20 protein-coding genes are annotated in these 22,228 nt (G+C 37.4%); 17 read left to right on the top strand and 3 right to left on the bottom strand.

What is annotated here, in order from left to right:
* Window positions 1-342: 342 nt before the first annotated feature.
* Together FN809_RS01855 and FN809_RS01850 are read left to right on the top strand one after the other, a co-directional pair.
* Window positions 343-1,158, top strand: coding sequence for a mechanosensitive ion channel family protein (locus FN809_RS01855; protein ID WP_142531769.1), 816 nt, complete (start codon window positions 343-345; stop codon window positions 1,156-1,158).
* A gap of 129 nt (window positions 1,159-1,287) precedes the next feature.
* The gene (locus FN809_RS01850; protein WP_142531768.1) at window positions 1,288-2,208 is read left to right on the top strand and encodes a DUF3078 domain-containing protein; all 921 of its coding nucleotides are present in this window, start codon (window positions 1,288-1,290) and stop codon (window positions 2,206-2,208) included.
* Window positions 2,209-2,232: 24 nt separating this feature from the next.
* Here the strand turns inward: FN809_RS01850 and FN809_RS01845 are convergent, their stop codons facing one another.
* From FN809_RS01845 to FN809_RS01835, 3 genes are all read right to left on the bottom strand, one after another.
* Entirely contained in the window at window positions 2,233-4,110 is a 1,878-nt protein-coding gene (locus FN809_RS01845; protein WP_142531767.1) for a mechanosensitive ion channel family protein, read from the bottom strand.
* Window positions 4,111-4,602: 492 nt separating this feature from the next.
* Window positions 4,603-6,873 carry a TonB-dependent receptor domain-containing protein gene (locus tag FN809_RS01840; protein ID WP_142531766.1) on the bottom strand — a complete coding sequence of 757 codons (2,271 nt, stop codon included), beginning with the start codon at window positions 6,871-6,873 and terminating at the stop codon, window positions 4,603-4,605.
* Between the two features lie 220 nt (window positions 6,874-7,093).
* Window positions 7,094-7,483: a hypothetical protein gene (locus FN809_RS01835; protein WP_142531765.1), complete on the bottom strand. Its 390-nt coding sequence runs from the start codon at window positions 7,481-7,483 to the stop codon at window positions 7,094-7,096.
* A 430-nt stretch (window positions 7,484-7,913) separates the two neighbouring features.
* Here FN809_RS01835 and FN809_RS01830 point away from each other — a divergent pair, with 430 nt between their 5' ends.
* The 15 genes from FN809_RS01830 to FN809_RS01765 all read left to right on the top strand — a co-directional run bounded on the left by FN809_RS01830 (window position 7,914) and on the right by FN809_RS01765 (window position 22,017).
* Complete coding sequence (locus tag FN809_RS01830) at window positions 7,914-8,465, top strand: DUF2459 domain-containing protein (protein ID WP_221929332.1); 552 nt, start codon at window positions 7,914-7,916, stop codon at window positions 8,463-8,465.
* A gap of 297 nt (window positions 8,466-8,762) precedes the next feature.
* A complete protein-coding gene (locus FN809_RS01825) occupies window positions 8,763-11,921 on the top strand; it encodes a PAS domain S-box protein (protein WP_185957403.1) in 3,159 nt (1,052 codons plus the stop codon).
* 102 nt (window positions 11,922-12,023) lie between these two features.
* The gene (locus tag FN809_RS01820; RefSeq protein WP_142531762.1) at window positions 12,024-12,650 is read left to right on the top strand and encodes a response regulator; all 627 of its coding nucleotides are present in this window, start codon (window positions 12,024-12,026) and stop codon (window positions 12,648-12,650) included.
* Window positions 12,651-12,971: 321 nt separating this feature from the next.
* Window positions 12,972-13,412, top strand: a complete 441-nt coding sequence (locus tag FN809_RS01815) for a response regulator (RefSeq protein WP_185957402.1) — start codon at window positions 12,972-12,974, stop codon at window positions 13,410-13,412.
* 228 nt (window positions 13,413-13,640) lie between these two features.
* Window positions 13,641-14,180, top strand: a complete 540-nt coding sequence (locus FN809_RS01810) for a hypothetical protein (protein ID WP_142531760.1) — start codon at window positions 13,641-13,643, stop codon at window positions 14,178-14,180.
* 44 nt (window positions 14,181-14,224) lie between these two features.
* Window positions 14,225-14,671 (top strand): hypothetical protein, encoded by a 447-nt coding sequence (locus FN809_RS01805; RefSeq protein ID WP_142531759.1) that lies wholly within the window; start codon window positions 14,225-14,227, stop codon window positions 14,669-14,671.
* A gap of 347 nt (window positions 14,672-15,018) precedes the next feature.
* Window positions 15,019-15,228, top strand: a complete 210-nt coding sequence (locus FN809_RS17660) for a hypothetical protein (protein ID WP_185957401.1) — start codon at window positions 15,019-15,021, stop codon at window positions 15,226-15,228.
* Window positions 15,229-15,250: 22 nt separating this feature from the next.
* Window positions 15,251-16,567: a sensor histidine kinase gene (locus tag FN809_RS01800; protein WP_185957400.1), complete on the top strand. Its 1,317-nt coding sequence runs from the start codon at window positions 15,251-15,253 to the stop codon at window positions 16,565-16,567.
* Window positions 16,568-16,899: 332 nt separating this feature from the next.
* On the top strand, window positions 16,900-17,133 hold the full coding sequence (locus FN809_RS01795) for a thioredoxin family protein (protein ID WP_142531757.1): 234 nt from the start codon (window positions 16,900-16,902) through the stop codon (window positions 17,131-17,133).
* Between the two features lie 430 nt (window positions 17,134-17,563).
* Complete coding sequence (locus FN809_RS01790) at window positions 17,564-18,181, top strand: MarR family winged helix-turn-helix transcriptional regulator (protein WP_142531756.1); 618 nt, start codon at window positions 17,564-17,566, stop codon at window positions 18,179-18,181.
* 240 nt (window positions 18,182-18,421) lie between these two features.
* Window positions 18,422-19,309 (top strand): AraC family transcriptional regulator, encoded by an 888-nt coding sequence (locus FN809_RS01785; protein WP_221929331.1) that lies wholly within the window; start codon window positions 18,422-18,424, stop codon window positions 19,307-19,309.
* A gap of 92 nt (window positions 19,310-19,401) precedes the next feature.
* On the top strand, window positions 19,402-20,280 hold the full coding sequence (locus tag FN809_RS01780) for a pirin family protein (RefSeq protein ID WP_185957399.1): 879 nt from the start codon (window positions 19,402-19,404) through the stop codon (window positions 20,278-20,280).
* Window positions 20,281-20,332: 52 nt separating this feature from the next.
* Window positions 20,333-20,767 carry a DoxX family protein gene (locus tag FN809_RS01775; protein ID WP_142531755.1) on the top strand — a complete coding sequence of 145 codons (435 nt, stop codon included), beginning with the start codon at window positions 20,333-20,335 and terminating at the stop codon, window positions 20,765-20,767.
* 90 nt (window positions 20,768-20,857) lie between these two features.
* Window positions 20,858-21,379 (top strand): YceI family protein, encoded by a 522-nt coding sequence (locus FN809_RS01770; protein ID WP_142531754.1) that lies wholly within the window; start codon window positions 20,858-20,860, stop codon window positions 21,377-21,379.
* 8 nt (window positions 21,380-21,387) lie between these two features.
* Complete coding sequence (locus FN809_RS01765) at window positions 21,388-22,017, top strand: NAD(P)H-dependent oxidoreductase (RefSeq protein ID WP_142531753.1); 630 nt, start codon at window positions 21,388-21,390, stop codon at window positions 22,015-22,017.
* Window positions 22,018-22,228 lie beyond the last annotated feature (211 nt).

Here is a 22,228-nt window from a genome sequence, read left to right as displayed (position 1 = left end):
ATTAATCAGTTGAATATCACCAGCCCATTACATTGTCCTATTTGAATACTTCCATTTACAGAAGGGTACGAGGTGAACACCCGGATCTGTAATTATATACCCGACCTACCCGCTTGGTATAAACGATCCTTAAGGTCGAATTGTTTACTAACATTATGTACATCACACTTCTTTCCTATTGACTTTATCCTAATTTTTTCTGTTCTTTGAATATTCACAACAAAAAGACTATAAATTGTTTTGAATTATTATGAGTAAGGATAATTGATATTAACCTTACTCTTTTGGGACTAACCTTACTTAATAAAATCAATTTGCAGTTAAACCTAAATTTATTTTAAAATGGAAAAAATTAATGAATTATTTAACGACTCAATGGGATTGATTGTCGCCTATGGAGGTCAACTTGTATTAGCCATATTAACGTTAATCGTTGGTTTTTGGATTATTGGAAAAATTACAAAAGGTGTAGAACGTGTTTTTGTTGCACGAGGAATTGATGCCACCTTGCAACCCTTCTTGCTTGGAGTAGTGAGCTACCTATTGAAAATTTTATTGGTAATTAGTGTAATGGGTATGGTGGGTATTGAAATGACCTCCTTTATTGCCATTATGGGTGCTGCAGGTTTAGCTATAGGTATGGCATTGTCGGGTACACTCCAGAATTTTGCCGGAGGGGTGATGATTTTAATATTAAAACCATTTAAAAAAGGCGATTACATTACCGCACAAGGACATTCGGGTACCGTGGATGAGGTGCAAATTTTTAGCACTGTTTTGCGAACCCCCGACAACAAGATTATTTATGTGCCCAACGGTGGGTTGTCAACCAACAGTGTAATGAACTATTCGAGGGAAGCTACGCGAAGGGTCGATTTTTCCTTTGGCATAGGATATAACGACGACATCGACAAAGCCAAAGCAATCATCCGCCAGGTGGCCGATTCGCATGGTAAAGTACTCGATCACCCCGAACCCTTTATTGTTGTGGGTGAACTAGCCGACAGTTCGGTTAATATTACTACCCGGCTTTGGGCCAATGCTGCAGATTATTGGAGTATTTTCTTTTATATGAATGAGAACGTAAAAAAAGAATTCGATAAGCAAGGTATTTCTATCCCATTCCCACAAACCGATGTTCATTTAATAAAAGAGTAATACATTATCTATTCTAAACGAGCTTAAATATCATAATCTATGGTTTAATAAGCTGTAATTAAAAAAACGGGCTTAAAATTATCTTTATTGAGCCTGTTTTTTATTTCAAATCACACATATATTTAAAGCATGACACACACGAAATGTAAAACTAAACTAAACGAGAAATTACAGATTACGGCTATCCTATTTTTAAGCATGCTCATGCCAACAACGTGGGCACAGCAGCAAAACAACGATACCCTAAAAACCTGGAAGGGCGGCGGCAGTATGTCCCTTAACTTTTCGCAAGTATCGCTAACCAATTGGGCGGGCGGAGGCAACAACTCCGTTGCGGGAACCTTTTTATTCAAAGGCTTTTTAAACCACAAAAATGGTAAGCTGGCCTGGGACAACACCTTGGATTTGGGCTATGGCTTATCCAAGCAGGGCGATTATAAATTGGCTAAGTCAGAAGATAAAATTCAGCTGGCCACCAAGCTCGGATACGAAGCCGGCAAACATTGGTACTATTCGGCTCTTGTAGATCTTAAAACGCAGTTGGCCATAGGTTACAAGGACCCGTTGATACAAAGCGTAAAGGTTTCCGACTTTATGGCACCGGGGTATGTGCAATTTTCACTGGGTATGGACTACAAACCGTCCGATAATTTTTCCCTGTACCTATCACCTATTACCTCAAAGCTCACTGTTGTGGCCGAAGACTCCCTTGCTGATGTTGGAGCTTTTGGAGTTGACCCGGGCGATAAGGTACGCTCGGAATATGGTGCCTCCTTAAAGCTGTTGGCCAAAAAGAACGAAGTACTTCAAAATGTGAATGTGTATACCCGCTTAGATATGTTTTCGAATTATTCAGAAAATCCCGAAAATATAGATGTAGACTGGGAGTTTGGACTGGAAATGAAGGTGAACAAATACCTGAATGCCATTTTTACTACCAATTTAGTTTACGACGACGATGTACATTACATAAACGACAGTAGAGTTGACCAGGGCCCAAAAACCCAGGTAAAACAAATGTTTGGTGCAGGCCTAAGCTATTCGTTTTAGTTGATTTAAAACAATAAAACAATTTTATGCTTTCTTATCTGTATGCACATCCACATTAAAATGCGGTGCTTTATAATCTTTGGGCAGGTAATTTGCCGGTATGGTAATCGTGTTGCCATCGCGTGCAGCACGATAGTGTGGCGATAAAATTTCAATACCTCTTTCGGCAAAAACATCCTGAATATGCTCATGTAGCTTAGAGTAAACCAATCCTTGCCTGCTGGCATTTTTTGTATAAGCATTAAGCTGATAGGCCACATAAAAATCTTCAAGACTGGTTTGAAACACAAAGGGCATCGGTTTTTTTAAAATCAAATCAGATCGCAATGCCGCATCAATTAGAGCCTGGTGAACCTCCTTCCAGGGAACGTCATAACCAATGGTTACACCCGTTGAAACAATCAATCCGTGCTCCCCGGCTTCACTGCTGTAATTTGTTGTATTTCCAGATAACACAGAGGCATTAGGAATGGTAATAATTTCGTTTAGAACCGTACGCAGCCTGGTTACCAACAGTGTTTTTTCAATCACATCGCCGGTAACCTCACCTATCTTTATCCTGTCGCCAATCTTAAATGGCCGCATATAGGTAATAACTAACCCGGCTACCATATTAGCTATAGCGGATGACGATCCCAAAGAAAATAGTATACCGATAAATACCGAAACACCTTTGAAAATGTCAGAATCGGAATTGGGCAGCAGAGGAAATATAAGCACAAACATAAAGGCATAGAGCAAAAACTTTACGATGCTGAAAGTTGGCATGGCCCAATCGGAATGAAAACCTGATATCGTGAGTTTTTCAGATTGTATCTCGGAAAAAATATATTTTACAAAACGGATAAAATACCGCATTACAAAATAAATAACCAAAATACTGAACAGATCAGGGAGGTAGGCCCATACCGAACTCAATACACCTTTAAAAGGCGACCATACCAATTGAAAAAGTGCATCGGCCCAGTTGCGCGAAAAAGGAAAAATACTAAAGATGATGGGTAAGGTAATATACAGCAATATAAAATAAACGAAACCGCGGAATACTTTAAGTGAAAAATATACCGCTTTCAATTCTTGCTTGGCCGTAAGGAACGTATAATTATTATACGTCAAATCTTTGAGCCACGTATCCTTTTTTACCACAATCAAATGCAACAGGCGTTTGTAACCTTTTCCTATTAACAAAACAATGCCCCAAGCAAGCGCTATTACCAGTATTACCAAGCCCATGCGTAGCAGGAGTCTTAACAGACTGTTTTCTTTTTTGGCAATAATTATGGATTCTTTAATTACATCTTTAAACTCTACTGCCTGGGAAAGCATCGTTTTATTGAACCACAAGGCATCTGTCTCGGAAACGCTCATAATAATGGTTTCACCGGAAACAATATCATAAGTATTTTCGGATTCAACCACTTCGATGGATTCAAGATTCAAGAAATCATCTTCGTACAAGTTCTTTATTTTCTTGGAGATGTTATTGGCACGTTCCTTGGGTGTAGAGGCACCTATTTTTGAATACACCATAAATAAAGTATCCTCCATAACACCTATTACCGGAAAACCCGCGGCTGTATTTCTCATTGAATCTATACGCGCTCTCTTGCCTGCTATGCGTGCTTTCTCCTTGTCTTCAATGGCTTTTAGCTGTTGTAACAACGCTTCCTTTTGAATATTATCAGTGGTCTTTAAGGAGGTTAACTGGGATTCTAATTCCGCTTTTTTTATAGAGTCGGCAAGTCGCTGCTGCTCAATTTGGGTTAGGCGCAAATTATAGTTTCGCAACAATATAATGTTTATCGAATCCTGATTTGCGGCAAGGCTATCGGTTTGCGCTTTGGCGGGGTTAGTGCCTAAAATAATTAGAACGATAGAAAATAATCTGATATAAAGATTCATGTCAATTCGGATTATAGTATGCAAGCTGAAAAAAACACATGACAATATAGTTGGTACAATTGTAAAACGGAACTCTAACATATTACGAACAAAAAAGTTGTCAATTAAGGCCAACTGCCCATTAAGATACAAAAAATCATTGTTACTTTATTTCGTATTTTCCTCAGGGCTTACCCTCCAATTAAAATCGGGTGATTCAAGCAATTGAAAAGTTGCTGAGGCAAATTTAACTTGTCCCCCACTGGCTTATAAAGATTGCCATTCACCCATAGCCCGGTTTCCATAATGGTGGTATGGATACCCCCTATATCCGTACCATCGCCTCTATTCCGCTCAAATCCACATCGTGTCGCTTATATTATGTTTATCTAATGTGCAATAAAATTTCCTTTTGAGTATGATTGTATTAAATATAAAATATTCTTTTGAGATTCTTTAAATTCAAGTTAATTCATCGTTTCAAAAACAGGGGTGTGCAATATGTAAGCATTTTTAAAAACTCGCGCTCACAGAGGCAAAAACATTGCGCCCCGGAGCAAAAATAGGATCGGCGCTTCCACGGACAGAGCGATTTAGGTGCTCGTAATAGTTTACGTTAAACACGTTATTTACCCCGATGGTCAGGCGTAGCGCATCCATAAGCCGATAACTCAGTTTTACATCTAACATGGAAAAGGAGGGGGTCCGGGTTTCGCCGTACTCGGGCGAAATACGCTTTTGTTCCAACACATGTCGGAAGCTGGCCTCGGGCAATAACCTGCCGTGTAATAATACGCCTTGCATGCTACATCTAAAATCGAGCGGTGCGATTTCGGGTAAAGGCTGGTTACGCTCCAAATCCTTAGCATAGGTATACGCTACGGCCATTTGATATTGCAGTCCGGCAACTGGCTCCTGCGTCCAGGTAAACTCAAAACCCGCTTTAACTGCCTCATCCAAATTAACATAACGACGCACTCCGGGGCTGGTGGGTATCGTTGGGTTTAAACCTGGATCAATACGCGAGGAAATAAAATTTTGCATGTAAGAGGCAAACACATCTATATTGACCGAAGTTTTCTTTGCCGTCCAATCAAAAGTGATATCTACCTGGTTGTTTACCTCCGCATCCAATTGTGGGTTGCCTATCATCTCGTAGGGATCCTGTCCTACCGGAAAATAATTGATAAAACGCTCTGTTAATCCTGCACTGCGCTGTGCTCTTCCCAGCCAAAAGCCAAGCGTAATGCCACTATCATACTTATGTGAAGCTCCCAGACTGATACTGGGATTAAATTGCGTTTGTTTCGTTTCCGGATAACGCCGCAGAAAATTGGCATCCGCATCATCCACATCGGCACTATTCACCTCTACCCTACCCGACATAACAAGCTGTAAATTATCAATATCCACATGGCACTCACCAAACACACCCAGTTTATCTATATGCCCCTTCTGCCAGGCATTTTCGCGCAATATTTTACCTGTGTTTGGCCCCATTACAAATGTTCTCTTACGAGTACCTTCGGCTCCTTCTGCCCGCCAGTCGGCTCCGGCAAACAGGGTTGCTTTTTCAAATTGCCAAAAACCCTCAGTTCGGGCTCCGTAATTATAAGTTTTAGCCGGTGTTTCAGAATTCATCATTCGTGGATTTATAGGCTTTAACAAATTATCCATAAGATGATCAACAAAAGAGGCAAATACCGTGCTGCTCCATGATTTGAGCTGCTTATCAGGTATGTTAATTTGATGATGGGCATTGAGCATCCAGGTATCATCCTTGCGTAAATCCATGGGCAAGGCCGGAAAGTCCACGTCGCGTGCCACATTGTAGGTAGATGCCACCCTGAGTTGCTGATTGGCTGAAAGTTTAAAACCCAGGTTGGCGCCAAAGCTACCCCGCTCAAAATCGGATTGAACCCTTTGTCCGCTTCCTGTCTCATAATCGTTACCCTGTGCCCAAGCACCAAAAAAGCTAACATCATATGCCTTTGCGCTAAATCCTAATTGGCCTTCGCCGGTAAATACCTCACCATTTCCCTCGTAACCTGAAGACACGCGTCCGTAAGTATTCGCCTTATCTGTAAAGTGCAAGCGGGTAGGTACAAAATTAATAGTGGCTCCAAAGCCGGTTCCATAGCGCAAAGCATGGGGCCCTTTGAGAACCTCTATCCTTTCCATCATATTGGGCGCCATCTGGCTACTTGGCGGATCCATCCTGTTAGGGCAAGCTGCCGTTGCACTCTGTGCACCATTTAATACAATATTCAGCTGATCGTATTTAAACCCCCTGAAAACCGGGTCGAACCCATAATTGCCGCCCTTACGAATGCTATTGAGCATGGGTGTTTGATTGAGAATATCCGCTGCATCGTGGGCCAACCTGTCGTGGTATTCCAGTTTCATTCCCGCCCAAGGTTTATTAGAACCCGGACGCAATGCCAAAACTGTTATTGGATAGATTTTTTGCGATATGCTTTTTTGGTAAGCTATCTTTTGGCGAAGCAGATGGGCTACTTCCATCGCACTCCATTCCCAAACACCATAATTGATGTGCGAAAGCGACATTTTTGTGCCTTCCTCGTATTTAAATTCCAGAATACCACTATCGTCAGAAAGTCCCGACTGAACTCCATATTTGAAACTTGCCCCTTGTAGGGGTTCTCCGCTGTCGGTATCGAGCAAGCGAATTTGTTGTTTATTTTGTCCGAATGCACCTAATGTAGTGGCAAAACAAAATATGCTGCACAGCAAAAGCCGGGCAATTGTTTTTTTAAATGCCATTTTTTACTATTTAATGGTTAAATGATGATTAGATATGAGTATCAAGTGCAAAGTATCAAGAATCAAAGCGTGTCTCACCTTAGCGGCAAAATGAACCCAGCCTATCGGCTTACAGGGTATCAAAGTTATCTGAACCAAGATTGTAAATACTTTGCTTTTTATCGATATGCTTTATTTCTGTTGACCGCGTTATGCTGTCAACAGAAAAACCAATTTGCCATCAAATATTTTGGGGTGGACGAAACAATTTGTTGATGAAGAATGATTTTTTAAATGGAGGATAAAATCGAAAACTTGTTATGTGCACCGTCAAATGCTGTTGTTTGTCCTGTAAATTAACTATGGGGAGAAGAAAATTGGACAGAATATTTTCCTTTAATATTGTAGTTGCTTTGTTGTGCCTATCCTCCCCGGTCTGTTTCAATTGCTTTTTTAGATAGCACTTTCCGTTACAGGTACTTTCCGGAGCAGCTTTATTAACGCAGCGCACTTTGGCAATGTAATTCTGCCGAACGCTAAAATCCACTATTATCCATACCCTTGTAGCAACCGGCAATAAAAGGATAAGAATAATCAATAGGGAAATAAGCTGATTAAAGGTTTTGTGCATAACAAACAAGTTTGTTAAAGAAGTTACAATATACATAAAAACTAAGCGCATTTTAACCCTTAATCTAATCTTTCACCTATTTTTTCACCATCTTAGCTTATGTTTATTGCTTCCAATTGACGGAGAAATTCAAGCTCCGATTATAATCAAGCTTACAACTTGATCTTTATTAAAATCATTGTAATAAAAGTGTTAAATTGGGGTAACCTAACAATTAATCAACGGCTTCAGAGTTCAATAATTCCCAACGGTGAATTTCGCAACGATTATTACCGGCAAACGTTTAACAAAGGATAAAATCCTTATACCTTAAATAAGAAATGATTCGAACTGTTTAAGCATGACAAAACAATTGATTAAATATGTTTTATACTTTTTATTGTTCCCTATTTTGTACCTGTTTATTTCCTTAATATTATCCACCCTAACTATGGAACGAAAAATTGAAAATCCAGACGTGGATAAAACCATCTATCTAAGTAGCAACGGGGTTCATTTAAGCATTATAATTCCAAAAACATATATGGACAGCGTACAACTTTCCGGAGTAAAACGGGAACAATCGGACAACTACTTATCATTCGGTTGGGGCGATGAGGATTTTTACCTTAATACACCCACTTGGGGAGATTTAACTTTTAGTATTGCATTTAAAGCAATATTTTTAAAAAGCGCAGCGCTAATGCACGTAACTCGTTACAAAAATAAACGTTCTGATTGGATTGAAATAAAAATCAGCGAGACTGAATTGGCCAAATTAAATGCCTATGTGTTAAATACGTTTAGTACCAACGAAAGAGGAATGAAAATTATTTTAGAAAATCAAGGATATACTTCCACAGATGATTTTTATAAAGCGCAAGGCAGTTTTTCGTGTTTTAAGACGTGTAACAGTTGGGTAAATTCTGGATTTAAAGAAAGTGGGTTAAAATCTTGTTTATGGACACCATTTGATTTTGGACTATTGAATAAATATAAATGAAATACGTTTAGTTAATCCAGTATGCAGCTAAAGGCAACTTCACCATTTTTGCTGCTCCCCCATTTATCCATGCTTTGCCGGAAGCCTCCTTACTTAAGTATTAGAATCTATACCGCAGAACGGTTACTAAATTGTTTATATAAAAAAATGTAGGTAAATTGTAATTATCGTTACCTGTTTACATATTTTGATTGCCCCCCGTAGCAAAATGCTGTGACACGCATGGCGTTTATGCGTTGGAACAATATCGCGTTGCGGGTATGGCATTGTAGAGAAAGGCATTGTAGAAAGAAAGATATGGACCACGACAACAAATCCGACAAATTTGAAGCACTCCGCCAACAAGCAGAGGAGTTGATTAAGCAGGTGCCTCTTGAACCCCATATGGAATCCTCCCATATCTTTGAACTAATCCATGAGTTAAAACAACAACAGAAAGCACTCGAACTGCAGAACGAAGAACTTAGGCAGAAGCAACGGGAGATATCGGATCTTAAACAGGAATATGAAAATCTGTATGAGTTAGCCTCAATTGCTTATATAAGCATAAATGCAAAAGGCATTATTACCCGCGTAAACCAAATGGCAGTCCAATTATTGAAAACAGATCGCCAGTACCTGCTGCGTTCCGGGTTCAGCCGTTTTATTGCACCAGAATGGCAGGCTTCCTATCACGCATCGCTTAAAGACTCCATTAAAACTGGTAAAAAGCAGCGCATTGAGCTGAAACTTAAAACGGACAGCAACCACACATTGTGGGTAAGGGCCGATATAGAGGCCAATTGTGATGAAGCAGGCCAATTGCTTCGGTGGTACTTGATGTTAATTGACATTACCCTTCAGAAAAAAACCGAAGCCTTAAATAAAAAAAATCAGGAGGAACTGGATGCCATTTATAAAAATGCCCCTGTACTGCTTATGCTGGTTGACAAGGATAGAAGGGTAAAAAAAATCAACAGGTATGGCGAAAAATTGATTGGGGCTTCTGCACAGGACTTAATTGGATTACGCGGTGGTGAAGCCATACGTTGCCTGCATCAGCTTCATCATCCCAATGGGTGCGGCTCCCAACCTGCCTGCGTTCCATGCCCTATTAACAACAGGGTGCTGGATAGCTTTGAGAATGGCACAACACATGAAATGAAAGAAGTTTCGTTACCACTGTTAAAAGATAATGAAAAAAAAGAAGCTACCTTCCTTGTTTCAACAGTTCTGCTTAATTCAGAAGAAGAAAGGGAGGTGTTGATAAGTATGGTGGATATCACCGAACGGAAACAGATGGAAAAAGACCTGCGCGAAAGCGAAGAAAGTTACCGCTCATTATTTAACAACTCAACTATTGCAGTAAGTATCACATCCTTCCCGGGCAATATTCTTAAAGTCAATGATAAAATGACGGAAATATCAGGATATTCGCACGAAGAACTAAAAAAGGTTAGCACAGATGATATATATGTGGATCCCAATGACCGTAAGAAATTAATAAAAACCATTAAGCAACAGGGGAAGGTAGATAATTATGAATGCCGGATAAAAGATAAGGAGGGAGAAATACACTGGGCTCACATGTCGGTTAAAATAATCAATTACAGGGGTCAGGATGCTTTACTTACCTCATTGATTGACATCACAACAGTAAAAGAAACAGAAAAATCGCTCCGGGAAAGTGAAGAAAGATACCGCACTATTTTTGATAACGCCCCCATTGGGTTTCATATACGCGACCTTTCTCAACGAATAATAGATGCCAATCACGCTTCTTACCATATGCATGGCTATTGCAGGGATGAATTTATGTCCTTAAATATAAACAAATATGTTGGAGAAAAATTGTTGAAGAAAGCTGCCGTATTTTTTGAAGCCATTAAAAAAGGTAAATCTGTTCATGCTTTTGGAACAAACATTAAAAAAGACGGTACTGAGTTTCCGGTCGAAGTAGTAGTAGTTCCGGTTTCGTTCAACGGAAAAGCGCATTCACTTACCATCATACAAGATATATCCGACCGGGAAGAAGCCAAAAAAGCGCTAATGGAAAGCAACGAAAAATTTAAGAGCCTGTTTACACAATCCCCTACCGATATATTGATTGCAGGATTAGATGGTACCATCCTGGATTTCAACCACGATATGTCTATCATTGGTATTCCGCGAAAAGAAATTATCGGTAAAAAAATTTCGGAGGTATTCAGAAATAAGGAAAATAACCTCAATTCAGGATTAAATGCTCTATTTAACCCGGAAACCAGCCCTATCGATATTGAAATAAAAACACCTTCAGGGGCAGAGCTTATACTTGAAGTTCATCCGGCAGAAACTAAGTTTAACGATACAGAAATTTTTATATTCACCATACTGGATATTACAGAGCGTAGAAAAACCAAAGATGAGTTAAAATGGAGCAATGCGCTCCTTAGTGCAATGGGTAGAGTAGCTCGTGTGGGTGGATGGGAATTAAACGCCGAAACACGCGAAATATGGTGTACCGAAGAGACCTATCGCATCTATGAGGTTTCGCCGGATTACAAATACGCTTTACCCGAATTAATTGACTTTTATCATCCGGACGAACATAAGCGTATATCAAATGCTATACAAAAAGCCTTAAAAAATGGAGAACCCTACGATATGGAACTTCGGTTTATTACCGCCGGGGGAAATCCTTTGTGGGTGAGGTCAATCTGTAAACCCCAAATTAAAAGCGGAAAGGTCATAAAACTACTAGGAACAATTCAGGATATAACAGAACTCAAACAAGCGGAAGGAAATCTAATAAAAAAGACGAAACAATTACAATCCCTTACCCGCCATTTGCAATCGGTACGCGAAGGGGAACGAACTGCTATTGCCAGGGAAATACATGACGAATTTGGCCAGGTATTATCGGCCCTGAACATGAATTTGTCGACTATAGAGCGCGAAGTTGAAAATAATGGGAAAGCGCTGAACCGGCAGGAAATATTAAGCGAACTAAAACAATCGAAAGCTATATTGACTACGGCGATTAACGACGTACGGAAAATGATAACGGAGCTTCGCCCTCAGGTGCTCGATGTTTTTGGACTTTTACCGGCCATACAACGGCATCTGGACGAGTTCGGAGAAAGGAATGGTATCCGGACAGATATCAGCTCGAATATTGAAAGTATTAATTTGGATAATGATGCCAGTATCGCCCTGTTCCGCATTGTTCAGGAAGCTCTCACCAATATTGCCAAACATGCAAAAGCTACCCGGGTAAATATCGTTATCGAAAAATGTAATGCCGAACTCCTGCTTACCATACGCGATAACGGGCTTGGTTTTGACCTGAATGTACGGGAGCAAAAACAATCGTTTGGGCTAATGGGTATGGAAGAAAGAGTACTTCTGTTAAAAGGGGAATTGAAAATAGCAAGTAAAGCCGGACAGGGAACCGAATTATTTATCAAAATACCATTACCCATGTTACCCCATTGATAACCAGAATAAAATTAGTATACTACAAAATATTTCTGTATATTTATTATGGATGTTGGTATAACAGATCAATGTTAAGCTGAACAATAAACCGACCTATTCGTGATAAAGTTACTTATAGTGGACGATCACTTCCTTATCCGGGAAGGACTAAAAAAGACACTTAAAACCGAGACGGACATTTTGGTTATCGGCGAATTAGTAAAAGGAGCCGAGGTGTGTGATTTTATCCGTAATAAGGAGTGCGACCTGATTATATTGGATATTAACTTACCCGACCGAAACGGACTGGATGTGCTAAAAGATGTAAAAGCAATAAAACCCAACATCCATGTGCTGATGCTAAGTGTAAACCCCGAAAAAGATTTTGCTGTAAGAACCATTAAGGCTGGTGCTGCCGGTTATATTACCAAGGATCGGGCACCCGAAGAATTAATAAAGGCCATAAGAAAGTCGGTAAATAGTGGGCGATATATCAGTGAACAATTAGGAGAAAAACTTGCAAGGGACTTAGAATCCGGTTTCTCAGAAAAGCTCCATGAAAAACTATCCGACCGTGAATTCCAGGTTTTATGCCTGATAGGTTCGGGTAAATCATCCAAAGAGATAGCAACAAACCTAGCATTAGGCATCAGTACGGTCAACACCTACAAATCTCGTATATTCGAGAAAATGAATTTTGAATCCACTTCTCAGCTTATCCACTATGTTATAAAAAACAACCTATAGTCATTTCAACTACATTCTTATCGTTGTTTTAACTACAAAAGCCGGGCTACTTTCACTACACCCTATTCTCCTGATTATAAATATACTTGCCTTGCGTTTGAAATAATAGATGCAACACTTTTTACAACTACCTTATGTTAAATCATCAAAAACTTGTTTTGAGCGGTATAAGCAGCAGTGATAAATACGGCCACCTCAAAATAATTGAAGAATTGCTTTACTTGTTAAATGACCGTTTAACGTGTCATCCGGTGGCTAATCATGGTTAAACCCGGAAACGGATTAATACCAGCATATAACAAGACTAACATTTTTACACCGATGGAAAATTTCACGGAAGAATTACAGATTAAAATTCTAATTATTGAAGACAATACCGGGGCTTTAATGAAACTGCAACAGTCGTTAATAAACAAAAATTACCGTATGGCTACATGCCGTGGAGAACAGGCCATTGAGCGTATTTACAGGGAACAACCCGATATCATACTGTTGGATCTTAAATTAAAAAACACCACAGGCCTATCTGTACTGAAAGAGATTAAATTAAATCAGAACCTCCAGTCTATCCCTGTTATTATCATTTCTGAAATCTGTACGCCACTGTATTGGGAAGAAGCCTATTTGCTTGGAGCCGCAGCCTATCTTGTAAACCCGGTTCACTTAAATTATCTGGGCAATCGCATAAGTAAACTCCTTTTGAAACGAAAACAGGAAATAGCGCCTGGAGGCGCGGCACAAGCCTTTAATTTACAAAATTAGCTCAACACCATAGCCTGCTCATGTTTTTTGATACCGAACCCTGTAAAATGGATATTATCAAATACTAATAAAATTCTATTGTAGTCTGTTATGCTACACTCTAATCGATATTTTATCTACAAACCTATTGCTGTTATACTACAAGCATCCACCCCGAATTGTAGTAAATTTATGTTTCGCACAAAACATTCATCAATTTTCGTAACAACATAAATAAAAACGACTTAAATGGACACCTACAAAACAGAAACGATAAATGACCTCCTCAATGAAGTTATACATAATCTTGAGGATTCCGAATGCTTTCTTCTGTCGTCCATAATTGCATTAAACAAAGTGGGCAAATTATTTTTTAAGCCCGACCTGTACATTTGGACAGAAATACAGCTGGGCAATACTGGTTATACCACCATTCTGGAAAATTGGGTGCAGTGTTATATTAACAACAAACAAGAAAAAACAATAGTAACGCAAGAATTGCTTAAGAAAGCAACTGACCCTATTGTTGATCTTGGCGTAATTATAGGTATTCATATTACCCTTGAAGAACTGATGGCCAGATCAAAAGAATCGGGAGGAGGTTTTCGGCATGTCGGGTTTATTGAAGCAAAATACAAGCACTTATTAAAAACAAATAATGAAAAACTGGGTGTGTACAACAGGTCGCATCTCAGAGACACTCTTTCGATAATAAAATCATGTGCCTATAAATTGGCAGTAAATAATAGAATTAAAGATTCACATGTTAAAGCATCATACGCGGATTAGAATAAATAGTATCTATTAAGTATAAATTTAATTAAAGATAGCTAATGAAAGGAAAAATCATGGAAAATTTTAGTTTAGTTTCCGAAACCTTAGGGAATGAAAGGCATTTGCGCAGTGTAGCAATATCAGATCAAATTACTTTGGAAGAAACCGTTTCACTGTTGCCTAAAGCTTATACATTTAAGTATAATGTATCACATTTAATAAAAACAAGTGTAGATATTGAATTTGGCAACAAAGAAATTATCCTGAAAATCAGCGATAAAAGCAAAGATCTACCCCCTTGGTATACCCCCATTGATGAAACAGTATCAAAAACTATCCTGACAAAAAAAATTAAGATTTTAAATGATATGGATATCAATAAAATAGAAACCATCGTGGATAGTAGTGAATTAACGGTTTATATTCCCAGGACGGAAAACCTTTCTTTGGGAGAAGTCCGACCCTATAACCCGGAGACTTGTTTTAAGGAATCCTATTTTGGGTAATCAATAGAATTCCCGCTATACATAGGTGATCTGTAGTTTATGTTCTAATGATAGTAAAGAATTTAAATTCAACTTAACTATCAAGCACCAACCTGACGGAAAATAAAAATATTGTAGAAAGTTATTCCAATTTAAAAACCAACAGCCTGCCTGCTGATTTAATTTCCGGATGTCAAAATTAGTTGCTGTTAGAGCCCCAATAATTGATTGGGTAAACGCTTTTTCCTGAATCAAGGGTCGGCCTCTTTGGATAATGCTCCCATGATAGTGTGCGCTACCAATTATTTGAATTATGTGGGCTGTTATTTATTGTTTAAACTGAAAACCGGATACGTAATATGGATGCTATGCTGGAACACCAGAAAATAGTTTTGGAAGGTGTAATTGATTATCCCGAACTGTTTAAAAAAGAATTGATTAAATCATCAAACTGGCTATCAGCACCTGAATATAAACTGCTAAAGAAGTGGGTGTTCGAGGATTTTGCTTATCGCCATCATGCTATTATCGTTGAAGTTTTTGGAACGAATACAAAAGAGCAGGATACCTGGCTCTGATAATAAGATATACGTTAAATTTATGCTTGGTTTTCTCGTTGGAAATAAAGAATCGTATAATTTGGAAAATAAAATATACGATTCTGTTAGTTTATTTGGTGCGGTAGCAGGTATAGCTGCTATTATCTGGTATTCCAAACCTGGATTTTCATTGATTCCGGATGCTGCGGTTTTAGTTGCAGTTGCCGCCTATTGTGTACTTTATTGCTTATCACGTTTTAAGAAAATATACAACGCGGTTATCTTATTTTTTACTACCCTTGGCTTCCTATCTGTTCTGTGGATACTGAACGAAGGCTTGATGGGTTCAATCCCGATACTTTATATCGCTTCTATAGCTATATTTATTGCTGTTTCTAAACCCAAATACCATCTGCTGTTTCTTACAATTACTATTTTAAACTTTGCCGTATTAATTTTTCTGGATAATCAATATGATGATGCGTTAAGTTTACCTAATCCCAATATTGTCCTAAAAGAATCGAACTTAATATTAGCTTATATAGCGGCAATTATTATTGTTTATTTGATTACTCGTTACATTAAAAATACCCTGGAGAAGGAAAACAAGGAAATTATTAATCAAAAGTTAGAACTACAGCGACTAAATTGTTCCAAAGATCTGTTCTTTAATATCATTGCTCATGATTTGAGAATGCCTTTTACCGGTATTTTAGGGGTTACAGATATTATGTGTGACAAAACCAACAAACTCACCTTAAAAGAAATGCAGGAATTTGCCTTATTAATACATAAATCATCGGTAAAAGCATTTGAACTTTTAGAATCGTTGCTGGAGTGGGGAAGAATACAACATGGCAAGATTGATATGAATCCACAGAGGCTTAACTTGAAAAACATTACCGCTAACAGTGTTAACTACTTTAAGGAGGAATACAGTAATAAAGAAATTAAAATAAGTAATCTGGTACCGGCCGCTATTGATATCTGTACGGATGTGCATATACTTAAAACAATACAACGAAATTTAATACATAACGCTATAAAATTCACCCCTAATGGTGGCGAAATATTAATTTCGATTGAAGACGACCACGATGGCAAAGTAGTAATGGTTATACAAGATTCAGGTATCGGAATGAATGAAAAAATGGTTCAACATCTTTTTAATATAGGAAGTAATACAAACAGACTTGGAACAAACGGCGAATCGAGCACCGGTCTGGGCTTAATTATTTGTAAAAAACTTGTAGAGAAACTGGGAGGTGAGCTTACAGTGGAAAGTACTTTGAATGCGGGAAGTAAATTTAAATTTGATTTACAAAAAAATCACATGCCGCAAAATATAAGTAATTTAATATCTAGTGATATAAAATAGTGGCTGTAGCTAAACTGATCAACTTACGCTACGCAACGCTTTTTTGTTTTCAGACGAAACATTACAACGCTAAAAAAGGAACACAAATACCATCCTATTGCTATGCCCAATGATAATCTAAGGAACAAAATTTTTTGAACCCTCTATAAAATTCAACTTAAAAATTTCAACAAGCTTATTTCTGCAAAGTAGCGGATTAGCAAAGCGTAAAGGCTACTTTTATATCAAGAAAGCAAGCTTGATATTACATTTAATTCTAAATAAAATTTGAATAGTTAGGATTCCTTACTGCATTTGTAATGCAATTTTGCAATAATCTAAAATCGAATAAAATGAATAAATCAATTTTCTATCATGCAGGCTGTCCGGTATGTGTAAGCGCAGAACATGACATCATTAATTTAATTGGACGGGAAAATGTTGAAGTTGTTAATATTGGCGAAAACCGGGCAAGAATACCGGAAGCGGAAAAAGCAGGTGTTAATTCTGTACCAGCCTTGGTAACGCCAAATGGTAACACTTTACATATAAATTTTGGTGCCTCTTTGGCAGATGTAAAGGGATAAATTTTAACCCATCTAGTTAGGATTCTTAATTTTAAGTTAGAATCCTAACTTGTTAATACTACCCGCAATAAAATTAAAACTGAATAAAAATCCCCTTTCAACAATCCCCCCTTTAAAGATGATCATTCCAGGCTTAGCGGGTAAGCCACCCTTTTTATACGCTCACTACAATTAAAGCAATAGTTTCCTTTTTCCGGGTAATACAAAACGAATTTCAACTATGATGGCCTAACGGTATTCAGGGGAGTAAACACACGCAATGAGGACCATCCAATGTTGAGTGAATAGTATATTTGGGTGTTGCCTATGACGATTTATCTTAAGTATATAAAACATCGAAGGGATTTTCCATTATAGAAATGGAAAATTGCGATTAAGTTAATCGGGATTACTAACTTTGCCTGTGGAACAATTTTCGATAGGTTTTTTTATGAAGGAAAGTACTTTTAACCCAATAAAACAAGAAAAAGATATTACAAGTAAAATCGTTGCCGGTCTGGAACGAATGTCAGTAGTATTTAAAGTATTGCTATGGGAAAAAGCTAAAACGGTTGGTTTAAGTCCTATTCAAATTCAGATTCTTATTTTTATCGCATTTCATAAACAAGCATTGCGAAACGTTAGTCATTTGGCCAAGGAGTTTAATGTTACAAAACCAACGGTAAGTGATGCCATTAGAATATTGGATAAAAAAGGATTAATAATAAAAGATTATTCATCGTCAGACAGTCGGAGTTATTCAATAGCATTATCCGATTTAGGCTATGATGTAGTTTCTCAAACATATGATTTTTCAAACCCATTAAAAAAACAAGTTTCCAGCTTTTCACAATCCGAATTAGAAAGTTTTTTCAGAACTTTAAGTCAATTAATTTACAAATTAAATCGCAGTGGAATTTTGAGCGTACAACGAACTTGCTATGGTTGTAGGTTTTATGAAAGAGATAAACAGATGGATTATTGTAATCTGCTCCAAACGGAATTATTAAACAAGGAAATCCGTCTGGACTGTCCAGAATATGAAGAAAAACCAATTACTAATAAATAATACTGATTATTTTTGTGAGCAGTGTTCATAGAGAACTGATTATTTGAAAAGTATAAGTTAATGGTTTTGAAGGTTAATTGCCTGTTCTGCTGATGTGCTTATTGTTATCCGTAGTATAAGGTTTTTCACATTTTAAGCCTACAGATCGGATGTAAGCATGTCTAATTTTCAGGTAAATAAAAGCAATAAACAGATGTAACTGTAAAATTAGGAAGTGCTATTTTAACAACATAAAACCGTTTGGGTAAAAAAATGAGCAGCGTCAAGATATATCAAGAAGTAAATCCCGATAAGGAAAACGTAAGTTTTGCGATATCCAGGATGGAGGATATTTATACCAAACGAAAGGGCAAAGTTGACGAACCACACAGACACAACTATTATACGGTTTTAATTATTAATAAAGCCAAGGGACTGCATAAAATAGACTTTAACACTTACAAGTTGTCCAACCAACAAATTTTTTTTGTTGCTCCCGGGCAGGTACACCAAGTGATAGAAACAGAAAAATCTATAGGATTTGTAATGACTTTTTCAAATCAGTTTTTAGTAGAGAATTCTATTCCATTGTCATTTATCGAAAGTTTGAACCTCTTTCAAAATTATGGACAAAGTCCGCCACTAATGCCAAATCAAGTACAATTTAATGCAATAGAAGATTTTGCTAAAAATATTTTAAAATATTTCAATAGTGATGCAGATATGAAGCGTTTATCTATTGGCGCTTATTTAAAACTCCTGCTAATAGAATGTAATAACATTTGTGCTATCAACCCAATCGAATCAGATATTGATACTTCTGGTGATAATCTGATTAGGGCTTTTAAAAACGCAGTAGAAAACAACTATAAAAAAGAACACTCTACCACTTTTTATGCACATGGACTTTATATTACACCTGACCATTTAAACCGCACTATTAAAGACAAAATTGGAAAAACGGCCAAAGAATATATTCAAGCCAGAATAATAACCGAAGCGAAAAGACTACTCTATTTTACAGATAAATCCAATAAAGAAATTGCGTATGAATTAGGTTTTAATGAGCCGGCCAATTTTAGCGCATTTTTTAAAAAGCACACGCAATTACCTCCTTCAAACTTCAAAAAAAGCGAGATTAAGACCTGAATGTCGGATTTTCATAAGTTTACTCCCCTTTTTTATATTCCACAGTTCTTAAACCTGCCCCATCTTTGCAGTATACTTTTAAAGCAAAGAACATGGATCGGAAAAATTTTATAAAAAATGCACTTTTAACAGGTATTGCAGGTGTTATTGCTCCGCAAATTCTTAATGCAAAAGATAGCATGCCCGCAAAATCTACTGACGATTCATTGATGCAAAAAGTAGGATTTAATCATTTACCAAATAAAAATAGTTATACAATGAAAACAGTAATTCACCAAGCAGCTACAAGGGGACACGCAAATCATGGTTGGTTAAACTCCTACCACACCTTCAGTTTTGCCAATTATTATAATCCGGAAAGAATAAATTTTGGTGTACTGCGCGTTCTGAACGACGACACTGTGCAAGGAGGAATGGGTTTTGGCACCCACCCGCACGACAATATGGAAATCATATCCATTCCCTTGGAAGGCGATTTAGAACATAAAGACAGTATGGGAAATGTAGCCGTTATTAAAGAAGGTGATGTGCAGGTAATGAGCGCCGGAACCGGTGTTACACATTCGGAATACAACAAGAACAAAGATAAGGAAGTAAAATTTCTTCAGATTTGGGTTTTCCCCAGAGAGAAAAATGTAACGCCACGCTACGACCAAATTTCACTAAAGGACATTGCAAAAGAAAATGAATTTTACCAAGTGCTTTCTCCTAATCATGACGACCAAGGCGTTTGGATACATCAAGATGCCTGGTTTCATTTAGGGAAATTTACAGAAGGAAGCAGCGATGAATACAAAATAAAAAAAGAAGGAAATGGTGTTTATACTTTCGTACTGGAAGGGGAAGTAGAAGTTAACAATGAAAAACTATCCAAAAGAGATGGAATGGGTATTTGGAACACAGATACCATCAATGTAAAAGCAACTTCAAATGCTCGTGTGCTTTTAATGGACGTGCCAATGACAAGGTAGATATAGCAATTTGATTTAAATATAAAGTGGAAATAACATTAACGATTAAAGAATGAAAGAAATAACAAAGAGCATATTTAATCCAGGCTATTATGCTACCCATATTAACATTGCGCTTTTAATACTGCGTTTAGTAGTAGGTGTTTTTATGCTTACCCACGGCGTAGGTAAATTGCAAACTTTATTTAGCAGCGAGTCTATACAATTTCCCGATCCCATTGGTGTGGGGGCAACTGCATCCTTGGCATTAGCCGTATTTTCAGAAGTGATTTGCTCTATTTTTATAATTATTGGTTTGGGTACCCGTTTTGCGGCTATTCCTTTATTTATTACAATGGTGGTTGCCGCCTTCGTCATCCATATAAATGATGGGTTTGGTAAGCAAGAGTTCGCACTTCTGTATGCCGTAATCTATATTACAATTGCAATAATAGGTGCAGGTAAGTACTCTTTCGATTACTTAATGTTTATCCCGAAAAAGAAGTGAAATAAAAGCAATGTATTACTCGTGTGCTTCGAATAGAAGTCGCGATAATTTTAAAATAATATAAATAATTTACAGCAAAAAAATATTAAAATGAAAACAAGTACAAACTGGACAATAGATAAGGTACATTCTGAAATTGCTTTTAAAGTAAAGCATATGATGATTTCAACGGTAACAGGTCATTTTGAGGATTTTGAGGCAACAGTAAAAACTGATGATGAAAACTTTAACAATGCTATCATTGCATTTAGTGCAAAAACAGCATCTATAAATACCAAAAACAAAGACCGAGACAGCCATTTAGAATCGGAGGATTTCTTCAATTCTGAAAAATTTCCTGAAATTAAATTTGTTTCAAAATCGCTTGATGGCCAACAATTAATAGGCGATTTAACCATTAGGGAGGTAACAAAAGAAATTACTTTGAATGTAGACTTTAACGGAGTGGCAGTAGATCCTTACGGACAAACAAAAGCGGGCTTTGAAATTAATGGAGAAATTAATAGAAAAGATTTTAATTTAACCTGGAGTGCAGTTACCGAAGCTGGGAGTGTTGTAGTTTCTGATAAGGTAAAATTGGTAATCGACGCACAGTTTACGAAACAATCTTAATTTAAGATATGCAATTAATAGATAAGCTAAAATGGCGATATGCCACCAAAAAGTTTGATGCCTCAAAAAAAGTATCACAACAAAATATAAACCTTATAAAAGAAGCAGTTCAATTATCTGCTTCTTCTTATGGCTTGCAACCCTTTAAGGTATTGGAAATTACAAATCCTACACTAAGGGAAGAATTAAAACCATTGTCCTGGGATCAAACCCAAATTACGGACGCATCGCATTTGTTTGTTTTCTGCAATCATATTGAAGTATCAGATAAAGATGTAGATGATTTGATACAATTAAAATCTGATATTAACCAAGTTGCAATTGATAAAATATCGGGTTATGGTGATTTTGTGAAAACTAAACTAAAAGAAAAAACAGCAGTTGAAATGTTTCACTGGACGGCTAAACAAACCTATATCGCCTTGTCAAGTGCTATAAATGCTTGTGCAGAATTAAAAATAGACTGCTCCCCAATGGAGGGTTTTGAACCCGATGCCTACAATAAAAAGTTAGGCTTAAAAGAAAAAGGGCTCAATGCTTGTGTGCTATTTGCAGTTGGATACAGGCACGATGCGGATATGGCTCAAAATTCTAAAAAGGTGAGAAAACCAATGGATACAATCTTTGAAGAAATTTAATTGACAAAAAAAAATACCTGCGTGGTATAAAATGCAAAGCGGTTTGGATAGTTATCCAAACCGCTTTTGCGTTCGTATATATTTCAAACGCTACTACCCCACCAAATCTACTGATAATAAAATAGTTAATTTAAAATTCACTGTTGACAATAGTATTTTTTCTCCCTAAATTGTGTCTCATCTTGAATAAGATAATAATTGGTCAGTTAAT

Source organism: Saccharicrinis carchari, assembly GCF_900182605.1.
In the GTDB taxonomy this organism is placed as follows: Bacteria; Bacteroidota; Bacteroidia; order Bacteroidales; family Marinilabiliaceae; genus Saccharicrinis; species Saccharicrinis carchari.
This window is presented reverse-complemented; position numbering and strand designations above follow the sequence as displayed.

Bases quoted from the DNA above. Each gene is read 5' to 3' on its own strand.
- FN809_RS01770 (WP_142531754.1), top strand. From the start codon at position 20,858: ATGAAAACAAGTACAAACTGGACAATAGATAAGGTACATTCTGAAATT.
- FN809_RS01795 (WP_142531757.1), top strand. From the start codon at position 16,900: ATGAATAAATCAATTTTCTATCATGCAGGCTGTCCGGTATGTGTAAGC.
- FN809_RS01780 (WP_185957399.1), top strand. From the start codon at position 19,402: ATGGATCGGAAAAATTTTATAAAAAATGCACTTTTAACAGGTATTGCA.
- FN809_RS01845 (WP_142531767.1), bottom strand. From the start codon at position 4,110: ATGAATCTTTATATCAGATTATTTTCTATCGTTCTAATTATTTTAGGC.
- FN809_RS17660 (WP_185957401.1), top strand. From the start codon at position 15,019: ATGCTGGAACACCAGAAAATAGTTTTGGAAGGTGTAATTGATTATCCC.
- FN809_RS01765 (WP_142531753.1), top strand. From the start codon at position 21,388: ATGCAATTAATAGATAAGCTAAAATGGCGATATGCCACCAAAAAGTTT.
- FN809_RS01850 (WP_142531768.1), top strand. From the start codon at position 1,288: ATGACACACACGAAATGTAAAACTAAACTAAACGAGAAATTACAGATT.
- FN809_RS01855 (WP_142531769.1), top strand. From the start codon at position 343: ATGGAAAAAATTAATGAATTATTTAACGACTCAATGGGATTGATTGTC.
- FN809_RS01810 (WP_142531760.1), top strand. From the start codon at position 13,641: ATGGACACCTACAAAACAGAAACGATAAATGACCTCCTCAATGAAGTT.
- FN809_RS01830 (WP_221929332.1), top strand. From the start codon at position 7,914: ATGGAACGAAAAATTGAAAATCCAGACGTGGATAAAACCATCTATCTA.
- FN809_RS01805 (WP_142531759.1), top strand. From the start codon at position 14,225: ATGAAAGGAAAAATCATGGAAAATTTTAGTTTAGTTTCCGAAACCTTA.
- FN809_RS01835 (WP_142531765.1), bottom strand. From the start codon at position 7,483: ATGCACAAAACCTTTAATCAGCTTATTTCCCTATTGATTATTCTTATC.
- FN809_RS01800 (WP_185957400.1), top strand. From the start codon at position 15,251: ATGCTTGGTTTTCTCGTTGGAAATAAAGAATCGTATAATTTGGAAAAT.
- FN809_RS01775 (WP_142531755.1), top strand. From the start codon at position 20,333: ATGAAAGAAATAACAAAGAGCATATTTAATCCAGGCTATTATGCTACC.
- FN809_RS01815 (WP_185957402.1), top strand. From the start codon at position 12,972: ATGGAAAATTTCACGGAAGAATTACAGATTAAAATTCTAATTATTGAA.
- FN809_RS01790 (WP_142531756.1), top strand. From the start codon at position 17,564: ATGAAGGAAAGTACTTTTAACCCAATAAAACAAGAAAAAGATATTACA.
- FN809_RS01840 (WP_142531766.1), bottom strand. From the start codon at position 6,873: ATGGCATTTAAAAAAACAATTGCCCGGCTTTTGCTGTGCAGCATATTT.
- FN809_RS01825 (WP_185957403.1), top strand. From the start codon at position 8,763: ATGGACCACGACAACAAATCCGACAAATTTGAAGCACTCCGCCAACAA.